We start from the raw sequence: 16349 nt of genomic DNA on the forward strand, positions 1-16349 counted from the left end.
TGTTAGTTCATTGGCATGAACATCTTACGGAGGTATAAACTAACAATTAGGAGAATTTAAAAATGTCAAAAATACCATCTGTTAACATTAAAGAATTATTGGATGCGGGCGTGCATTTCGGTCACAAGACCTCACGCTGGAATCCTAAAATGGCGTCTTATATATATGGTGAACGTGATGATGTTCATATAATCGATTTAAGACACAGTGCCGCTTTAATGAGCGTTGCTTTGAATGCAATATATGAAACCGTAAAAAAAGACGGTAAAATATTATTTGTAAGTACTAAAATACAGGCAAGTGATATTATAGCGAAATATGCCGAAAAATGCGGGCAATATTACGTAAATCATAGATGGCTTGGCGGTATGCTAACTAACTGGAAAACTATTGCGGGTTCAATAGAAAAACTAAATAAGTTAGAAAAAACCTTAGAAAATGAAGAAGCACTTATGGGCTATACTAAGAAAGAGATACTTGATATGAGCCGTAAGAAAGATAAATTACTTTTATCTCTTGCCGGTATTAGAAATCTTAATTCGAAACCTGATCTTCTAGTAGTTATTGACACTAATAAAGAGCATATCGCAATTAATGAAGCGGTGAAGCTTAATGTCCCTATAGTTGCAGTAGTCGATACTAATTCCAATCCTGATAATGTGGATTATCCGATTCCGGGTAATGATGATTCTATAAGATCAATAAGACTTTATTGTAGTTTATTGGCGGATGCGGCATTACAAGGACTTGCAGAATCAATGAAAGCTTCAGGAGTTGATATGGGTGCTATGCAGGAACATACAGATAAGGCGTTAACTTCTAAAAATGTTTCTAAATTAAAACAAGCTAAAAAATTCTCTAAAACGCAAAATATTGATGAAGAGACAAATACAGAATTTGAGCAAGCATTAAATGATGCCGATGAAAATAAAAATTCTGAACATGCATAATTAAATGGAGATTAAGTAAATATGAGTGAAGTAAATATAAGTGCTGCAGCGGTTAAAGAATTAAGAGAAAAAACCGGTGCAGGTATGATGGACTGCAAAAAGGCATTAATAGAAACTAGTGGTAATTTTGAAGAAGCTATAGATTTTCTTCGTAAGAAAGGTTTAGCTGCTGCTGCAAAGAAAGCCGGACGTATTGCTTCTGAAGGCTTAACGGCTGCAAAAGTTGAAGGACTCGCCGGAGTAGTAATTGAAGTAAATTCCGAAACGGATTTTGTTGCTAGAAATGAGCAGTTCCAGGATTTAGTTAAGAATATTGCGAACCTTGCAGTAGTTGCAAAAACTATAGACAAGTTAAAAACATCTAAAATGCCGAACGGTAAATCAGTTGAAGAAGATATTATAGAAAATATCGCTACAATCGGTGAAAATTTAACATTACGTCGTATGGATATATTAGAAATATCCGAAGGAGCAATCGGCTCGTACGTACATAATGAAGTTGTACCGAATCTAGGAAAAATTTCCGTATTAGTAGGTCTAGAGTCTAAGGCAAAAGATAAAACGAAACTAGAAGCTTTAGCTAAGCAAATTGCAATTCATGTGGCAGGAAATAACCCGCAAAGTATAGATGATTCAAGTTTGGATCAAGCACTCGTGGAGCGTGAGAGAAAAGTATGCTTTGAGAAATCTAAAGAAGAAGGAAAGCCTGATAATATTATAGAAAAAATGGTAGAAGGTAGAATACGTAAATTCTGCTCGGAAGTTGTATTACTTCAACAAGGTTTCTTGTTTGAGCCTACACTTACCGTTGCGGAAGTAATTAAAAATACTGAAAAAGAACTCGGTGCAGAAATTAAAGTTACCAAATTTATTAGATATGAACTTGGTGAAGGTATAGAACACGAAGAAAAAAACTTTGCCGATGAAGTAGCAGCTATTACACAGGGTTAACATTTGTGTCAAGTCGCCGTCAAGATCAAGAGCTAAGCGACTAAAAGGAGCGTGGCAATCTAGAAAAAAATAATAAAAAATGCTATAATTTTTTACTGGATTGCTTCGTCAAAACTTACAATTTTTCCTCGCAATGACATAAAATTCTCAAGCTATCTTCAGCTTAATAAAATAAGTCGTGATTATTGATCATATATAGCTTCTATATGATACGCAGGGTCAGTATGCCCTATTTCTGTGGTGCTAGTAGTTAATTTATAAGCACTTGTTATCAACTCGCTAGCTGATTTACTTCTTTTTACTCCTTTTCCAATCCATTCTTTTACTTTTTCTCTCTTAGAAAAAGTAGTATTTTCTTGAGGTTCAGTAGGTGCAGGCTCCGGTGCTTTTTCTATAATATTACCATCCTTATCCCTATCTACAATTTCGATATCTCCCTTGTGTAATTTATAAGCATTCGCTGCAGTCTTACCGGCAATTTTACTTCCTTTTATTGCCATTTTTCCGCCTTCTATAGCAGCTTTTCCTAGAAATTTTGCTCCTTCATATGCCGCTATGCCACCGACTACTATTAATGTCCCAACCAATTCTGCATCTCCACTATCAGATGATTTTCCGTATTTTTTAGCTCTTTCTCTTCTTGCGTGTTCCTCTGCTGCCTGTTCATTTATGCGAGCACGTATGACATCCGGGTCTTCCATAGTATCTCCTTAGTTATTGAATAGGATTATTTAATCATATTACAATCAAAAGTCAAATTTTATTTTGAAAATTCTACTTATTATTAACTAACCTTAACTATCAAAGAAACTTTGTAATTACTTTCAAATATTCATATAGGACTTTTTGGTTGTTCTCAACAAATTTTAAAGCATTTTCACGATAAATTTTAAGTTCTAGAGAATTATTAGACCTAAGTAGATATTTTAGTTTAGTTAGTAAATCCTCACCGTTTTTGATTTGGATAGCGGCTTTATGTTGCAGTACGCCTTTAGCGATATCGGTGTTTTTACTCATATCGGGACCGAATATAATACAATTAGAGAAATATGCCGCTTCTAAAATATTATGTCCGCCTTGTTTAAAAGAGCCACCTATAAAAGAAATTGTAGCTACGGAAAAAAACAGCCCCATTTCACCGAATCTATCAACTATATAAAGATCATCGCTTAATACCGGTAAATCATTTTGCGACTTAGCGGTAGCGGATAAATTATGTGACTTACAGTTATCAATAATTGATTTAACTCGCTCAGGATGTCTTGGAATTAAGATAACATAACAATCTAAAAACTGCTCTTTTAAGCTTTTAATTATAGGTAAAATAATTTCTTCGTCTTCCACGTGAGTGCTGGCGAATACCACGACTCGCCTATTGTTTAAATATGAGCTTAATTTTGATAACTCTTCTTGATTGACCGGAAGTTTTTCATTAGCGAATTTAATATTGCCTAGGTTAATTGCATCTGATACTCCAAGTTCGTTGAATTTTTGTAAGTCACGCTCGCTTTGTACGATAATTTTACTGAAATTTTTGAGGATAAGCTGAAAAAAGCTTTTTCTTTTTTGCCAAGCTTTAAACGATTTATCGGAAATACGAGCATTTACTAGTAGTAATTTACACTGTTTAGCTCCCTCATTAATAGTACACGGCCATAATTCTGATTCTATAAAAATACCTAAATTAGGTTGCCAAGTTCTTAAAAATTTTCTAGTAAAAATAATATTATCTATCGGTAAGAATTGATGAGTGGCTATTTTAGGTAACTTAGTACTTAATATTTTAGCGGAAGCTTTTGTCCAAGAAGTTACTAGAAAACGAACATCAGGGTAGCGTTTACTTATATTATGTATTAATGTTAAAGCCGCCATAGATTCACCGACGCTAGCTGCATGAATCCATACCAAGAAAGAGCTATTTTGTCTATGCTTCCCGATAGCAAAACGTTCTTGTATACGTTTTATATCTTCTTTACCTATTAATAAACGAATAAGAATTATGATAAAATAAACAGGTAATAATATAAAGCTTAAAGCGTAATATAATAGCATCATTTCTTTAAGCTCTCTGTTAAGCTTGCTAATTGTTTTTCAAGGTTTATATGGTTTTGTATTTTATCATTTGTGAGTTCTAAAGGTGAGCCAACTATGATTTTAATAGTACCAAACGGTAGGGGTATTATTAATTTATCCCAACTTTTTAGTCTAAAACATTTAGAGGTACTACTTACTATCGGAATAACTTTTTTGTTATATCTATAAGCAATTTCGGTAATTCCGCTATTTACTTTATATACCGGTCCTTTAGGACCGTCCGGTGTGACTATTATATTTGCACCTTGAGATAGCTTACCTATAATATTGCGTAAAGCTTCAATTGGATTTTTATTAGTAGAACCTACTATAACTCTGCAACCGAATTTTCCTACTAGATCGTTTAAAATTTTTCCGTCTAAATGCGGCGATATTAAAGCATAGATATTTCTATGTCCTATAAACATAGCCGGACTCAAAGCAAGCATATTATGCCAAAATGCAAAGATTACACCTTGTTCGTTTAGGAATTTTTCCTTATTGCCGTTATCGTAAAATATAAATTTCTGCCTTGAAGTAAAGTAAACAAAACGCAAGTACCAATATAGTAAAATAGTAATTATACTAAGTACGCATTTATTACGTTTTAAAAATTTTTTAAAAGCTTTCCGCATTATTTTTTTTGTTGGTTTGGCTTTGCTCGATGTCATTCCCGCGAAGGCGGGAATCCAGAAAAAATAACCTTAATATTAGTACAAAAATTATATATTTAACAAAAAAAACCTATAAAAAACTTGTTTTTTATAGGTTTTATTGGATTCCCGCCTTCACGGGAATGACATCGATCGCGCTCTCAATTCTAAGGCAAGCTTCTTCTAGCTCTTCCATAGAAGTAGCATAAGAAATTCTAAAATACCCCTCTAAGCCGAAAGCAATACCGGGTACTACGGCAACTTTTGCTTCTTCAAGTAAATATTCGGCAAAATCATTACTATTTGTAATAATTTTTTCTGACTTAGTTTTATGTCCAAATATTTTATCGCATTTAACAAATAAGTAAAACGCACCTTCCGGCTTATAGCACTCAAAATATTTTACTCTTTTCAAAATTGATAAAGCAAGGTCACGCTTTTGCTGAAAATTTAAAGCATTAGGCCCTATATAATCTTGAGGACCGTTTAATGCTTCAATAGCAGCCATTTGACTTATTGAGCAAGGATTTGAGGTGCTTTGCGACTGGATAATAGTCATTGCTTTAATTAAAGCTTTTGAACCCACGCCGTAGCCTATACGCCATCCCGTCATAGAATAAGCTTTAGATACTCCGTTTACGGTAAATATTCGTTCTTTTAAATCGGGTGCTATTTGAGCTAATGTATAAAATTTAAAATCATCAAAAGTAATATGTTCGTAAATATCATCCGACATTACGTTTACATGGGGATATTTTCTTAAAACTTTAGCAATATTTTCTAATTCTTCAAAATTATAACTCGCACCTGTCGGATTACTTGGAGAGTTAATAATAAGCCACTTAGTTTTATCCGTAATTAAATGTTCTAAAGCTTCCGCACTTAATTTAAAATTATTTTCAATTCCGCAATTTACAAAAACCGGTGTTCCTACGCTAAGTGCAACCATATCAGGATATGAAACCCAATAAGGAGCGGGAATAATTACCTCATCCCCTTTATCTAAAGATGCCATAAACAGATTATATATAACTTGTTTACCGCCGGTACTAACTATTATTTCATCAAGTTCGTAATCTATATTATTTTCACGTTTGAACTTGTCTTTTATTGCTTGCTTTAAAAGCGGCATACCCTCAACGTTAGTATATTTGGTAAAGCCGTCTTTAATAGCTTTAATCGCTGCTTCCTTAATGTTATCAGGCGTATCAAAATCAGGCTCACCGGCACCGAGGGCAATAATATCAACACCTAGCCTTTTAAGCTCAAGAGTTTTTTTAACGACTGCAAGGGTTGGCGACGGCTTTATAGAATTTAGCCTCGTAGAAATAATTGACATAATTTTGAGTCCGTATTAATTAGGCATTTGTTGTTGCACAGTTCGATGTCATTCCCGCGGAGGCGGGAATCCAGTAATTAAAAATTTTAAAATTAATAAGTTATAGTTGTTTCACTTTTTTCTGGATTCCCGCCTCCGCGGGAATGACATACGTAGTTTTGTCTGAGCTACGTAACAAGGCTTGTTTATAAAAGCAATAATACAGTAATTTTGATCACAATAAAATTATTTTATTTAAAAATTTATCAAGATATGTTTATTATAATAAGTAATATTAATTTAGTAATTAAACTATGCTCGGTAAAATCAAAGACAAAATCAAACATTATTGCTTAACTATAATAAATATACCGAATTTTATTAAGAATAAAATTTTAGAATTTAAAAATTATATAAGTGATTGTAAATATAAATTCTCTCATTTAGCTGAAACGAATTATCAGCTTGGACTCGATCATTTATATAGAGGTAATTTAAATGATGCACTGCTTAGGTTTAAACTAGTCGAGAAATTTTTTAATCCTAACGATTCTAAAGTATATTATCAACTTGGATGGGTCTATTTTTTAAAAAATAATTACGGGCAAGTTATAGAATATTTAGAAAAATCTAATGAAAAAAAAACTATATTTATAAATTTTTTGAAAAATTATAAGGATATTACTGAAATACCTCAAGAAATTTGGGGGAAATATCGAGATTTAACTGCAAAATATTATCCTACTATTTTTAATAACGATAAAAATATCCATCTTCCGTATAGGTTTGTTAATGAAGCACTTAAGCAGATATCTGGTTTACCGGATAATTACTCTATTTTGGAACTTGGAAGTAATATAGGGCTGGTAGGTTATGAAATACAAAAACGTTTTCCAGAAAGTTTTACTTTAACCGGCGTAGAAATTTCTACTTTAATGAATGATTTACAAGAAACATATTATCCAAATACTAAAATTTATGATCATATATATAATATTTCTATCAATAAATTTTTAAGCCAAAACTCTAATAAATTTGATATTATTTTTAATTTTTGCGGATTATCGTTTACTAACAATTTAGTAGAATATTTTAATTTAATATACTCATCTCTTAGTAAACAAGGGTATTTTGCCCTTTGTTTACCTACTTCTGCAAAGACACAATTTTCAGTAAAACGCAAAGAATTTATTTTTAACTTAAATGAAATAAATAATATTTTACAAAACAATAATTTTACTATATTAACTTCGGAAGAAATAATACTAGCGGAAAACAATAAATATAGTATTATTGTTTGTTGTAAGAAAACAGCATAAATCAATGAGAATTTTAATGATACTATCTATGATACTATGCTCATTATTTGCAAGAGCTGATCTTGAATATGTTGATAATGACATATATAATTATAATGGTGGAAGAAATGAAAACGGTTGTTTGGAAGTTTATGATCCATACGAAAAATTTAACCGTAAAGTGTTTGCATTTAATTCTGCGTTAGATTATATAATATTACGCCCTTTAGCGGTGGGTTATAAGAATATCACGAATGATTACGTAAAAGCGCGCGTTAATAGTTTCGTCAGTAATGTTGATACACCTCTTACGGCGGTAAATTATGGGCTTCAGTTAAATTACGATAAAACTATGAAAAGCGTTTGGCGGTTTCTCATTAACACGACGCTTGGCATAGGCGGTTTATTTGACGTGGCAGGTAAAGTAGGTTTGCCGTCTGATCGTCAGACCTTTGGTAATACTCTTGCACATTATGGAGTAGCTCCGGGTCCTTATTTAGTGTTACCGATAATCGGTAGTACTAATGCAAGAGATATGACGGATCCGATATTTACTAACTATGCTCTTAATCCCTTAATGTATTACACTCATAATGATTTTGACCTCAGAGTATTGGTAGTTAGTAAAATAAACGATCGGTATGTTGTACTACCGTTTAGTGATTATGTAATGAAGAATTCTACCGACCCTTACGTGGCTATTAGATCGGCATTACATCGTGCTCGTGAAGCATCGGTTCAATATCCTGAGAATTTTAAATGTCCTAAACCTAAAAATTAACTTAAAAGAGGATTATATGCAAAAAATTATTACAGGTTTATTTCTATTAGTTATAACGTTTTCTGCCTATTCTAACGAGAAAGTGCCTGCCGGTTTGAACGATTACGTCACTAATTTAGTAAATGAAGCTTCAATTACACTAAATAATAGCAGGTTATCTCAAGAAGCAAAAATTTCTAAAGCTCGTGAGTTAATGTACAATAACTTAGACTTTAACTGGATGGCTAGATATACTTTAGGACGTAATGGAGTAAAAACTTTATCTAATGAACAAATCGGGGAATTTACAAAAATTTACTCTAAATATGTTACTAAAGCTTATACTGATTTAATAAAAGATTATAAAGGCAAAAAACCTAAAATAGTAGGAGTACGTGCGTTAAATTCTACTGATTTTATGGTTGCTATGAATATTATTAGTAATAAAGGACAAGACCCTATGAAAGTAGAGTATTTAGTACGCGAAATGAAAAAAGACGGGAAAGATATTTTTAAAGTTTCTGATATAATTACAGAAGGCATAAGTCTTATTGGAGCTCAACAAGATGAGTTTACAAATACTTTAAAGAATGAAGGTTTTGATCAATTAATACAAAATTTACAAAGTCGTTCTTAAATTCGGTGTCATCACTAAAACGTCATTGCGAGCATTTGCTCGGAGCGTGGCAATCCAGAAAAATTATAGCATTTTTTTTCTGGATTGCTTCGTCAATTACTCCGTAATTTTCCTCGCAATGACGTTAAACAACATAAACCACTCACATGAAAATCCTAGTAGGCAGTAGTAATAAGCTACTCGCATCTCGTTTAGCTAGAGCATTAAATATTAAATATATTGAGCCGAGAATTACCTATTTCAATGATTCCGAAATAAAAGTAGAAATTCAAGAATCGCTTCATAATGAAGATGTAATCGTAGTACAATCTACTTCAAAACCCGTTAACGATCGAGATTAATTGAGCTGTTCTTGCTAGTAGATGCAGCAAAAAAAGCGGGAGCAAACCGAATAATATTGATAATGCCTTATTTCGGTTATGCAAGGCAAGATAATATAGGTTTTAATCAATCTACGATTCCTGCTAGGTTAATAGCCGATTTTTTAGAGAAGCTCGGAGTAAACCATGTAATTACTATTGATTTACATTCCGATAAAATAGAGAAATTTTTTAATATTCCTGTTTCTAATCTCGAACCTACAAATTTATATATCCCGTTTTTAAAAACTTATAGCAATTTCACCGTCGTTGCACCCGACAAAGGAAGTATTGACCCAAAAAATTAGTAATTTACTGAATATAGATTCAGCTTATATAAACAAAGAAAGGGATATAAATAATAATTGTGAGATGATAGAAATAAGAGATAAAGCCCAGGGGAAAAATTGCATATTAATTGATGATATTATAGATAGCGGCGAAACAATCCGTAAAGCAGCAAGGTTTTTAAAAAACATTCGGCTTTATCGGTTAATGCTTTTATAACTCATGCAGTGCTTTCTGTTGATTCTAAAGATAAAATTGAAAATTCGGTGATAGATAATATTTTTGTTACCGATACTATAGAAGTAGGTGACTTATCTACAAAATTTCATATAATACCCGTGTTGCCTATCATCGTAAAAGAGTTAAGAAATATACTATGAGTTTGTGTACTCTAGAAATAAATCTATCTGCAATAAAAAATAATTACCTTTTATTACAAGATATTTGCAAAACCTCGTTAGTCGGTGCTGCCGTTAAAGCTGACGGTTACGGTCTTGGAGCAGTACAAATTTCTAAAGCTTTAATAGAAGCAAATTGTAGACATTTTTTTGTAGCCTCAAGTGAAGAAGGAGTTAATGTACGCAAAGCTTTAGGAATAGATGTTAATATTTTAGTCTTAAACGGTGTTTTTGAGCATGATGCTTTAGAGCTTATAGAATATAATTTAATACCTGTTCTAAATAACTTAAAGCAAATCGCAATTTGGCAAAAATTCGGTAATTTGAAAAACCGATTATTACCTTGTTATTTACATTTCAATACGGGGATTAATCGTCTCGGCTTAAGCTCTAATGAGATAGAGCAGTTAATTAATAATCGTGATTTGTTAAAAGGGCTAAATTTACAATATATTATAAGCCATCTAGCTATATCCGAGGAAATAGATAATCCTTATAATCTAGAACAATTAAACAAATTTAAAGCTTATTTACGATATTTCCCAAGTACAAAAGCAAGCCTTGCTAATTCCGGCGGCATATTTTTAGGGCAGGATTACCATTTTGATTTAGTAAGACCGGGGGCTGCTTTATACGGTCTTAACCCTTTAATGCAAAATCCCGTAACCTTAAAAGCCCCCATAATTCATTTACAGAATTTGACACTAGATAGCCATATCGGTTATAATATGACTTTTACCACTAAGCGTGATAGTGTTATTGCAACATTACCGCTTGGTTATGCCGACGGATATAGCCGTAATTTTAGTAATCAAGGCGAAGTGTTTATTAACGGTCACAGCGTTCCTATAGTAGGGCGAGTATCGATGGATTTGATAAATATCGATGTTACCGATCTACCACCTTCTGATATTTTTCTAGGTCAGGAAGCGGAAATTATCGGAAATCATTGCACGCCTGATAAAATAGCGAGTATTATAGGTACTATCGGGTATGAGGTATTAACTAGCCTTGGTAATAGATATAGAAGAAAGTATACTCGATCAACTTCAAAAAGAAGCAAGGAGACTACAAGACGAGGAGCGGAGCGTATACTTAATACGTGAGCACCGCAGTATTTGTAGTCTCCTTGCTTCTTTTTGAAGTTGATCGAGTATACCGGCTTATAATACCGGATAATTTTTAAAAATGTTATGTTTTCGTAAGGTGTAAGCAGCCTTATATGTCATTCCTGCGCAAGCGGGAATCCAGTAAAACACTTAAATTATAGAAAAAGATATACACAAATGTTATTAAATATAGCTAATTCAGTCGGTAAACGTACCATAAAGTTTGCTCAAAATATAGGCAGTTTTTCTCTATTTAGCTTTGCTGCCGTTAGCAGTATTATAAGACCACCTTTATATTTTAGTTTAATCATTCGGCAATTATTATTTATCGGGTTTTACTCTTTGCCGGTCGTTGCTATGACAACTTTCTTTTCAGGTGCGGTACTTGCATTACAGAGCTATACCGGCTTTTCCCGTTTCTCAGCTGAAAGTTCTATTGCAACGGTAGTAGTATTATCGCTGACTAGAGAGCTTGGACCTGTCTTAGCTGGACTAATGGTAGCAGGAAGAGTTGGAGCATCGATTGCTGCCGAAATAGCAACAATGAGAGTAACGGAGCAAGTAGATGCTTTATATACTTTATCTACCAATCCTATTAAATATTTAGTGTTCCCAAGAGTGATAGCAGCTATTATTACAATGCCTTGTCTTGTTTTAATCGGGGATGTAATCGGTGTTATGGGTGGTTATTTGGTAGGTGTATATAAACTTGATTTTAATAGTGCAGCTTATTTAACCAGTACTTTTCAGTATTTAGAGCCGATTGACGTAATTTCCGGTCTTGTTAAAGCGGGAGTTTTTGGGTTTATTATTTCTATAATAAGTTGCTATAGCGGCTATTATTCAGGTAAAGGGGCTAAGGGAGTCGGAAGAGCAACTACCTCGGCAGTAGTAAATTCTTCTATTCTTATCTTAATAAGCAATTATTTAATAACCGAATTATTTTTTAAAGTATAGATATGAGTGCAAAAGAAGAATTTAAAATTAAAATTCGGTCATTATATAAATCATTTGCTAATCATAAGGTGTTAGACGGAATAGATTTGGATGTAAAAAAGGGCAGTTCATTAGTTATTTTAGGCGGCTCCGGTAGCGGCAAATCGGTTCTAATTAAAAATATAGTAGGACTGATTAAACCCGATAAAGGTAAAATTTTTATTGATAATGTAGAAATCCAAGATATCTTAAGTAAACAAAAATTTGAGGTTATGGACGGTATAGGCTTTTTATTCCAAGGCGGAGCATTATTTGACTCCTTAAATGTACGTGATAATATTACTTTCGAGACTAAAAAATTGTCTAAGAAAGAAAAAAACGACCTTGCCGGTGCAAAGCTTAAATCCGTCGGTTTATCCCCTGGAATACTCGATCTTTATCCTTCCGAATTATCGGGAGGAATGCAAAAAAGAGTCGCCCTTGCTAGGGCTATTTGTAGTACACCGTCGATTTTATTTCTTGATGAACCGACCACAGGGCTTGATCCTATAATGGCAAATGTTATCAACGAATTAATTATAAAAATACAAGAGGAGCTTGGGGCAACTACGATTACTATAACTCACGATATGGTTAGTGCCGAAAAAATAGCTAAAGAAGTAGCTATGATTTATCAAGGAAAAATTAAATGGTACGGCAGTAAAGCTGAAATGCGTAATAGTGATAATCCTTATTTAAAACAATTTATAAATGGATTAACTACCGGTCCTATAGATTTTAATTAGGATAAGAATTTATCCTAAATTCGCATTATTGAGGTATAAAATGTTAAGAAATTTATTATTTGTAATAATATTTTTAGGTATAAATCTAAATGTTTATGCTGTAAATAATAGTTCTTATACGGCAGATGATATAATAAAAATAGTAATTATTCTTGGAATAGTTATTTTAATTTTTAGTCCTGCAAAATTCCGTATAGTAGTTATCGGTACTATTTTAGGTTTGGCTTTTGCCTATTTCACGTATAAATACATTGTACCTATCTTTATTTCTTCACTCAATGGACCATAATTATCTCTTGACACTAGGGTAGTATTACTTTATATTTTTCATCTATTGTATATTTATAAGTTTTAAGGTATTTAGCTTATGTCTCGTAAGTGCGAACTCACAGGTGTGGGTGTTTTATACGGCAATAATGTATCACATTCTCAGCGTAAAACTAGAAGACGTTTTGAGCCTAATTTAAGGTCAGTTAAGTTTAAAAGTGATATAACAGCTGGAGAATATAGATTATCGGTTAATGCTAGATGTATTAGTTCAGTGGAAAAAGCTGGCGGTTTTGATGCATATATTCTAAAAGCCGATGATAATGTTTTATCTAGTACGGCTAGAGCTATTAAGAAAAAAATAATTCAGACTAAAACGGCAAAATCATTATGAAAAGCGGTATACATCCAGAATATAAAAAGCTTTTGATTAAAGTAGGAAGTGATGTTTTTGAAACAATGTCAACTCATCCTACAGGTGAGATTTTAATGGATGTTGATTTTAGAAAGCATCCGGCATGGAATAAAGATTCCGGAAATGTAGTAAATCAATCGAACAAAAGTGTTAGTGATTTTAATAAAAGATTCTCAGGTCTTTCTTTCGGTAGTAAGAAAGAAGCTAGTTAGGCTTATATTTCTTGGATTCATTATAAGAAAGCTATGCTTTGTTGCGTGGATCAGTTTTTCGTCATTGCGAGGAAATTTACAATAGTAAATTGACGAAGCAATCCAGTTAAAAAATGCTAAAGATTAGCATTTTTTAATTTTTTTTTGATTGCCACGCTCCTTACAGTCGCTTAGCTCATGACGATTAGTTCTTACGCAGGAATGACATCCTGAACGTTCGTATAGCAGTGGATTTAGTCACGATATAACACAGGCATCAAAGTCATTGATTCTCAATTATTGCGGGGTGGAGCAGCTCGGTAGCTCGTCAGGCTCATAACCTGAAGGTCGTTGGTTCAAATCCAGCCCCCGCTACCATATTTTTATATTTTCAGTAAAGTTATTTTTTTAGGTTGTTGAACAACTCGGTAACTCCAAGAAGTTATGATAGTTTCTTGATCGGCCTCGTTGTATAGATCGATGTTATTCTCGCGAAAGTGTTGTTGCGTGGATCGGTAAAATCCGCTGGGTGTCACCCCGTGGCTTGACCCGGGGTCCATAAAAATAATTTAAAATACTAATAATTTTAGTATTTTAAACTGGATACTGCGATCAAGTCGCGGGATGACAATCAGAAAATCGATCCACGCAACAACGCCTTCCCGCGAAAACGATAATCCAAAAAAATAACTTTAATATTGATACCAAAATTACATATTTGATAAAAAAACATATAAAAAAAAACTTTTTTTATATGTTTTGCTGGATTCCCGCTTTTAGCTCGGAATGATATTTTGGCTATTTTCTGAGCTATGCAACAAAACCTAATTTTTTTCGCAATGATGATTTAGAAAGTTTATACAACACCTACAAATTTATCAAATCTAAAAAACTATGACTAATAATGAGAAAGCGATAAATAATACAAAATCGACTGATAGCAGCAAGCTTTTTCGTCATCAAGCTAAATTTGTAGCCGGTGCTATGAATATAAATCAAATCCCCAATTTTTCATTACCGGAAATTGCTTTTGTCGGTAAATCAAATGTTGGCAAATCAAGTCTAATAAACACGATATGTAATAATAAAAATCTTGCTAAAGTTTCTAATACTCCGGGGCGTACTAGGCAAATCAATTTCTTTAACCTTGCAGATAAACTTATTATAGTTGATCTTCCGGGCTATGGTTTTGCTAATGTCCCTATATCGGTCAAAGAACAGTGGGAGGTGTTAATTAGTTATTATTTACGAAATAGCCATAATTTAAGGTTAGTTAACTTATTGATTGACTCAAGAAGAGGCATAAAAGAAAACGATAAAAAAGTAGCTGAGCTATTACTTAAAAATAAACGAAATTTTCAAATTATTTTTACAAAGTCCGATAAAGTTACGGATCGTAAAAACCTTACCGATGAAGCACAGAATTTTCTTGCAACTTTACACTACTCATGTAATGTTATGTATGTAAGTAGTAGGAGTAAAGAAGGTGCAAGAGAACTTAAAGCTAGTTTGGCAAAATGCATCAAACCTCAAAGGTAAAGAGGTAGATAGTATTTCTTCATTAAATAACATTGCTATAATTAAGAATATAATAAAGTGTAGTAGTGAGCTGAAGAATCAAGCAATAGTTCTAAAATTACCTGCTACTATTATTATTGACGATAAATTATTTACGGCTTTTATTGAATCTGTTAGATTGCTTGAGATGTGCGGTGCTAAAATATATATAGTACATGATCATATTGATTTACGAAGTTCATCTTTAATATCACAAATAGATGAAAATTTTAGTCAACAAATTAGTAAAATAAGCGACTATAGTTCTCTAAATAATCCTATGATTATGGAGATTTTATCCAGTTACGTTAACAAGCTTATAGTAACAAAGTTAAGTAGTATAGGTTGTTATGCAGTTGGTATTTCAGGTAAGGATGCTAATTTACTGCAAGCAAAAAAATCAAAATTATCTCACCGAAAAATTGTAAATCATGATGTTATAAATATTGGTTTTTTAAGTGAGCCTATTATGATTAATCCGGAAATTTTATTAAATTTTGAAGATAATAATATTATACCTGTAATAGCACCGTTTGCTAACGATGATCAGGAGAAAACACATTTATTAAATGTTAACTTAACGGTAGCAACAATTGCTTCTGCATTAAGTGCAGAACATTTAATATTGCCATATGAGATATTACAGGTATCCGAGACATTTCCGTATAATATAAAAATACGAGATATTAACTTATTGAAATCAATGTTAGATGATAGTAATAATTTTATCGAAGAAGAATTAATTAAAATAGCAGTTAATGCACTTGAAAATAATAACGATTACGTACATTTTGTAAATAGCGCAGTACCGAATTCAATATTGTCAACTATGTTTGATATAAATTAAATTAATGCAAGTAGCGAATTATTGCATAATCCGCTATTAGTGATAAATTAAGAGAGGTTTTTTATGGCAGGAGCATTAGCATCCGATCTTTTATTTGTAGGGTTAACTAGACCGCCGATGATATTTGGAGTAAGTATTAAGTTTGCTGCATTAAATATGATAATGACGATGATAGTATTTATTTGGAATAACGGTATTATGATTTTATTCATTGCAGCGGTTTTGCATTTGATAGCTTATATTATATGTTTTAAAGAACCAAGGTTCATAGAATTATATTTAAATAAAATGTCAAGAACTAGCCAATGTCCTAATAAATTTTACTACGGAGCAAATTCGTATGGTATTTGAGTCCGATGTCATTCCCGCCTATGCGGGAAAGCATTGTTGCGTGGCTCGGTAAATCGGTTGTCATCCCGCGACTTGTGAGTTAGATCCAGATAAAAATGTCAAAAAACATATACTAAAAGCTATTTTTTGGATACCGTGGTCAAGCCACGGTATGACACCGAACGCGTTTTTTGATCCACGCAACAAAGCCACGCGGGAATGACATT

21 protein-coding genes, 1 tRNA gene and 2 pseudogenes are annotated in these 16349 nt (G+C 32.7%); 20 read left to right on the top strand and 4 right to left on the bottom strand.

Annotation, left to right across the window (positions count from 1 at the left end; all coding sequences use genetic code 11):
* The first annotated feature begins 62 nt into the window (after positions 1-62).
* Positions 63-950 (top strand): 30S ribosomal protein S2, encoded by an 888-nt coding sequence (gene rpsB, locus ACIAS7_RS02845; protein ID WP_473199262.1) that lies wholly within the window; start codon positions 63-65, stop codon positions 948-950.
* Between the two features lie 21 nt (positions 951-971).
* On the top strand, positions 972-1901 hold the full coding sequence (gene tsf / locus ACIAS7_RS02850) for a translation elongation factor Ts (protein WP_473199263.1): 930 nt from the start codon (positions 972-974) through the stop codon (positions 1899-1901).
* Positions 1902-2083: 182 nt separating this feature from the next.
* On the opposite strand, the gene ACIAS7_RS02855 is transcribed toward tsf, so the two are convergent.
* The 4 genes from ACIAS7_RS02855 to ACIAS7_RS02870 form a co-directional block, all read right to left on the bottom strand.
* Entirely contained in the window at positions 2084-2602 is a 519-nt protein-coding gene (locus ACIAS7_RS02855; RefSeq protein WP_473199264.1) for a hypothetical protein, read from the bottom strand.
* Between the two features lie 100 nt (positions 2603-2702).
* Complete coding sequence (gene waaA, locus ACIAS7_RS02860) at positions 2703-3956, bottom strand: lipid IV(A) 3-deoxy-D-manno-octulosonic acid transferase (protein WP_473199265.1); 1254 nt, start codon at positions 3954-3956, stop codon at positions 2703-2705.
* Entirely contained in the window at positions 3953-4609 is a 657-nt protein-coding gene (locus ACIAS7_RS02865; RefSeq protein ID WP_473199266.1) for a lysophospholipid acyltransferase family protein, read from the bottom strand. The genes waaA and ACIAS7_RS02865 overlap by 4 nt, the downstream gene beginning before the upstream one ends.
* 136 nt (positions 4610-4745) lie before the next feature.
* Entirely contained in the window at positions 4746-5966 is a 1221-nt protein-coding gene (locus ACIAS7_RS02870; RefSeq protein ID WP_473199267.1) for a pyridoxal phosphate-dependent aminotransferase, read from the bottom strand.
* A gap of 293 nt (positions 5967-6259) precedes the next feature.
* Between ACIAS7_RS02870 and ACIAS7_RS02875 the strand changes: the two genes are divergently transcribed.
* The 18 genes and pseudogenes from ACIAS7_RS02875 (at position 6260) to ACIAS7_RS02960 (ending at position 16143) form a co-directional block, all read left to right on the top strand.
* A complete protein-coding gene (locus ACIAS7_RS02875; RefSeq protein ID WP_473199268.1) occupies positions 6260-7264 on the top strand; it encodes a methyltransferase domain-containing protein in 1005 nt (334 codons plus the stop codon).
* 4 nt (positions 7265-7268) lie between these two features.
* Entirely contained in the window at positions 7269-8024 is a 756-nt protein-coding gene (locus ACIAS7_RS02880; protein ID WP_473199269.1) for an MlaA family lipoprotein, read from the top strand.
* A gap of 16 nt (positions 8025-8040) precedes the next feature.
* A complete protein-coding gene (locus tag ACIAS7_RS02885) occupies positions 8041-8640 on the top strand; it encodes an MlaC/ttg2D family ABC transporter substrate-binding protein (RefSeq protein WP_473199270.1) in 600 nt (199 codons plus the stop codon).
* Positions 8641-8645: 5 nt separating this feature from the next.
* Positions 8646-8769: pseudogene (locus tag ACIAS7_RS02890) on the top strand (lytic transglycosylase domain-containing protein); the annotation flags it as partial.
* A 17-nt stretch (positions 8770-8786) separates the two neighbouring features.
* On the top strand, positions 8787-8981 hold the full coding sequence (locus tag ACIAS7_RS02895; RefSeq protein WP_473199271.1) for a ribose-phosphate pyrophosphokinase-like domain-containing protein: 195 nt from the start codon (positions 8787-8789) through the stop codon (positions 8979-8981).
* An 11-nt stretch (positions 8982-8992) separates the two neighbouring features.
* Complete coding sequence (locus ACIAS7_RS02900; protein ID WP_473199272.1) at positions 8993-9307, top strand: ribose-phosphate pyrophosphokinase-like domain-containing protein; 315 nt, start codon at positions 8993-8995, stop codon at positions 9305-9307.
* Positions 9291-9506, top strand: a complete 216-nt coding sequence (locus ACIAS7_RS02905) for a phosphoribosyltransferase family protein (protein WP_473199273.1) — start codon at positions 9291-9293, stop codon at positions 9504-9506. The genes ACIAS7_RS02900 and ACIAS7_RS02905 overlap by 17 nt, the downstream gene beginning before the upstream one ends.
* A gap of 8 nt (positions 9507-9514) precedes the next feature.
* The gene (locus ACIAS7_RS02910; RefSeq protein ID WP_473199274.1) at positions 9515-9667 is read left to right on the top strand and encodes a hypothetical protein; all 153 of its coding nucleotides are present in this window, start codon (positions 9515-9517) and stop codon (positions 9665-9667) included.
* A pseudogene (locus tag ACIAS7_RS02915) lies at positions 9664-10722 on the top strand (alanine racemase); the annotation flags it as partial. The gene ACIAS7_RS02910 and the pseudogene ACIAS7_RS02915, both read left to right, overlap by 4 nt.
* 249 nt (positions 10723-10971) lie before the next feature.
* The gene (locus ACIAS7_RS02920; protein WP_473199275.1) at positions 10972-11751 is read left to right on the top strand and encodes an MlaE family ABC transporter permease; all 780 of its coding nucleotides are present in this window, start codon (positions 10972-10974) and stop codon (positions 11749-11751) included.
* A 2-nt stretch (positions 11752-11753) separates the two neighbouring features.
* Positions 11754-12515: an ABC transporter ATP-binding protein gene (locus tag ACIAS7_RS02925; protein WP_473199276.1), complete on the top strand. Its 762-nt coding sequence runs from the start codon at positions 11754-11756 to the stop codon at positions 12513-12515.
* Between the two features lie 40 nt (positions 12516-12555).
* Positions 12556-12804 carry a DUF5510 family protein gene (locus ACIAS7_RS02930; RefSeq protein ID WP_473199277.1) on the top strand — a complete coding sequence of 83 codons (249 nt, stop codon included), beginning with the start codon at positions 12556-12558 and terminating at the stop codon, positions 12802-12804.
* Positions 12805-12882: 78 nt separating this feature from the next.
* Entirely contained in the window at positions 12883-13176 is a 294-nt protein-coding gene (rpmB, locus tag ACIAS7_RS02935; protein ID WP_473199278.1) for a 50S ribosomal protein L28, read from the top strand.
* Positions 13173-13409: a 50S ribosomal protein L31 gene (gene rpmE, locus ACIAS7_RS02940; protein WP_473199279.1), complete on the top strand. Its 237-nt coding sequence runs from the start codon at positions 13173-13175 to the stop codon at positions 13407-13409. Before rpmB ends, rpmE begins: the two co-directional genes overlap by 4 nt.
* 280 nt (positions 13410-13689) lie before the next feature.
* Positions 13690-13766, top strand: a tRNA-Met gene (locus ACIAS7_RS02945).
* 516 nt (positions 13767-14282) lie between these two features.
* Positions 14283-14927, top strand: coding sequence for a ribosome biogenesis GTP-binding protein YihA/YsxC (gene yihA, locus ACIAS7_RS02950; protein WP_473199280.1), 645 nt, complete (start codon positions 14283-14285; stop codon positions 14925-14927).
* Positions 14875-15792 carry an amino acid kinase family protein gene (locus ACIAS7_RS02955; RefSeq protein ID WP_473199281.1) on the top strand — a complete coding sequence of 306 codons (918 nt, stop codon included), beginning with the start codon at positions 14875-14877 and terminating at the stop codon, positions 15790-15792. The genes yihA and ACIAS7_RS02955 overlap by 53 nt, the downstream gene beginning before the upstream one ends.
* A gap of 63 nt (positions 15793-15855) precedes the next feature.
* Positions 15856-16143: a type IV secretion system protein VirB3 gene (locus tag ACIAS7_RS02960; RefSeq protein WP_473199282.1), complete on the top strand. Its 288-nt coding sequence runs from the start codon at positions 15856-15858 to the stop codon at positions 16141-16143.
* Positions 16144-16349: the final 206 nt, after the last annotated feature.

It is taken from the genome of Rickettsia sp. 109562A South Dakota (assembly GCF_055791265.1).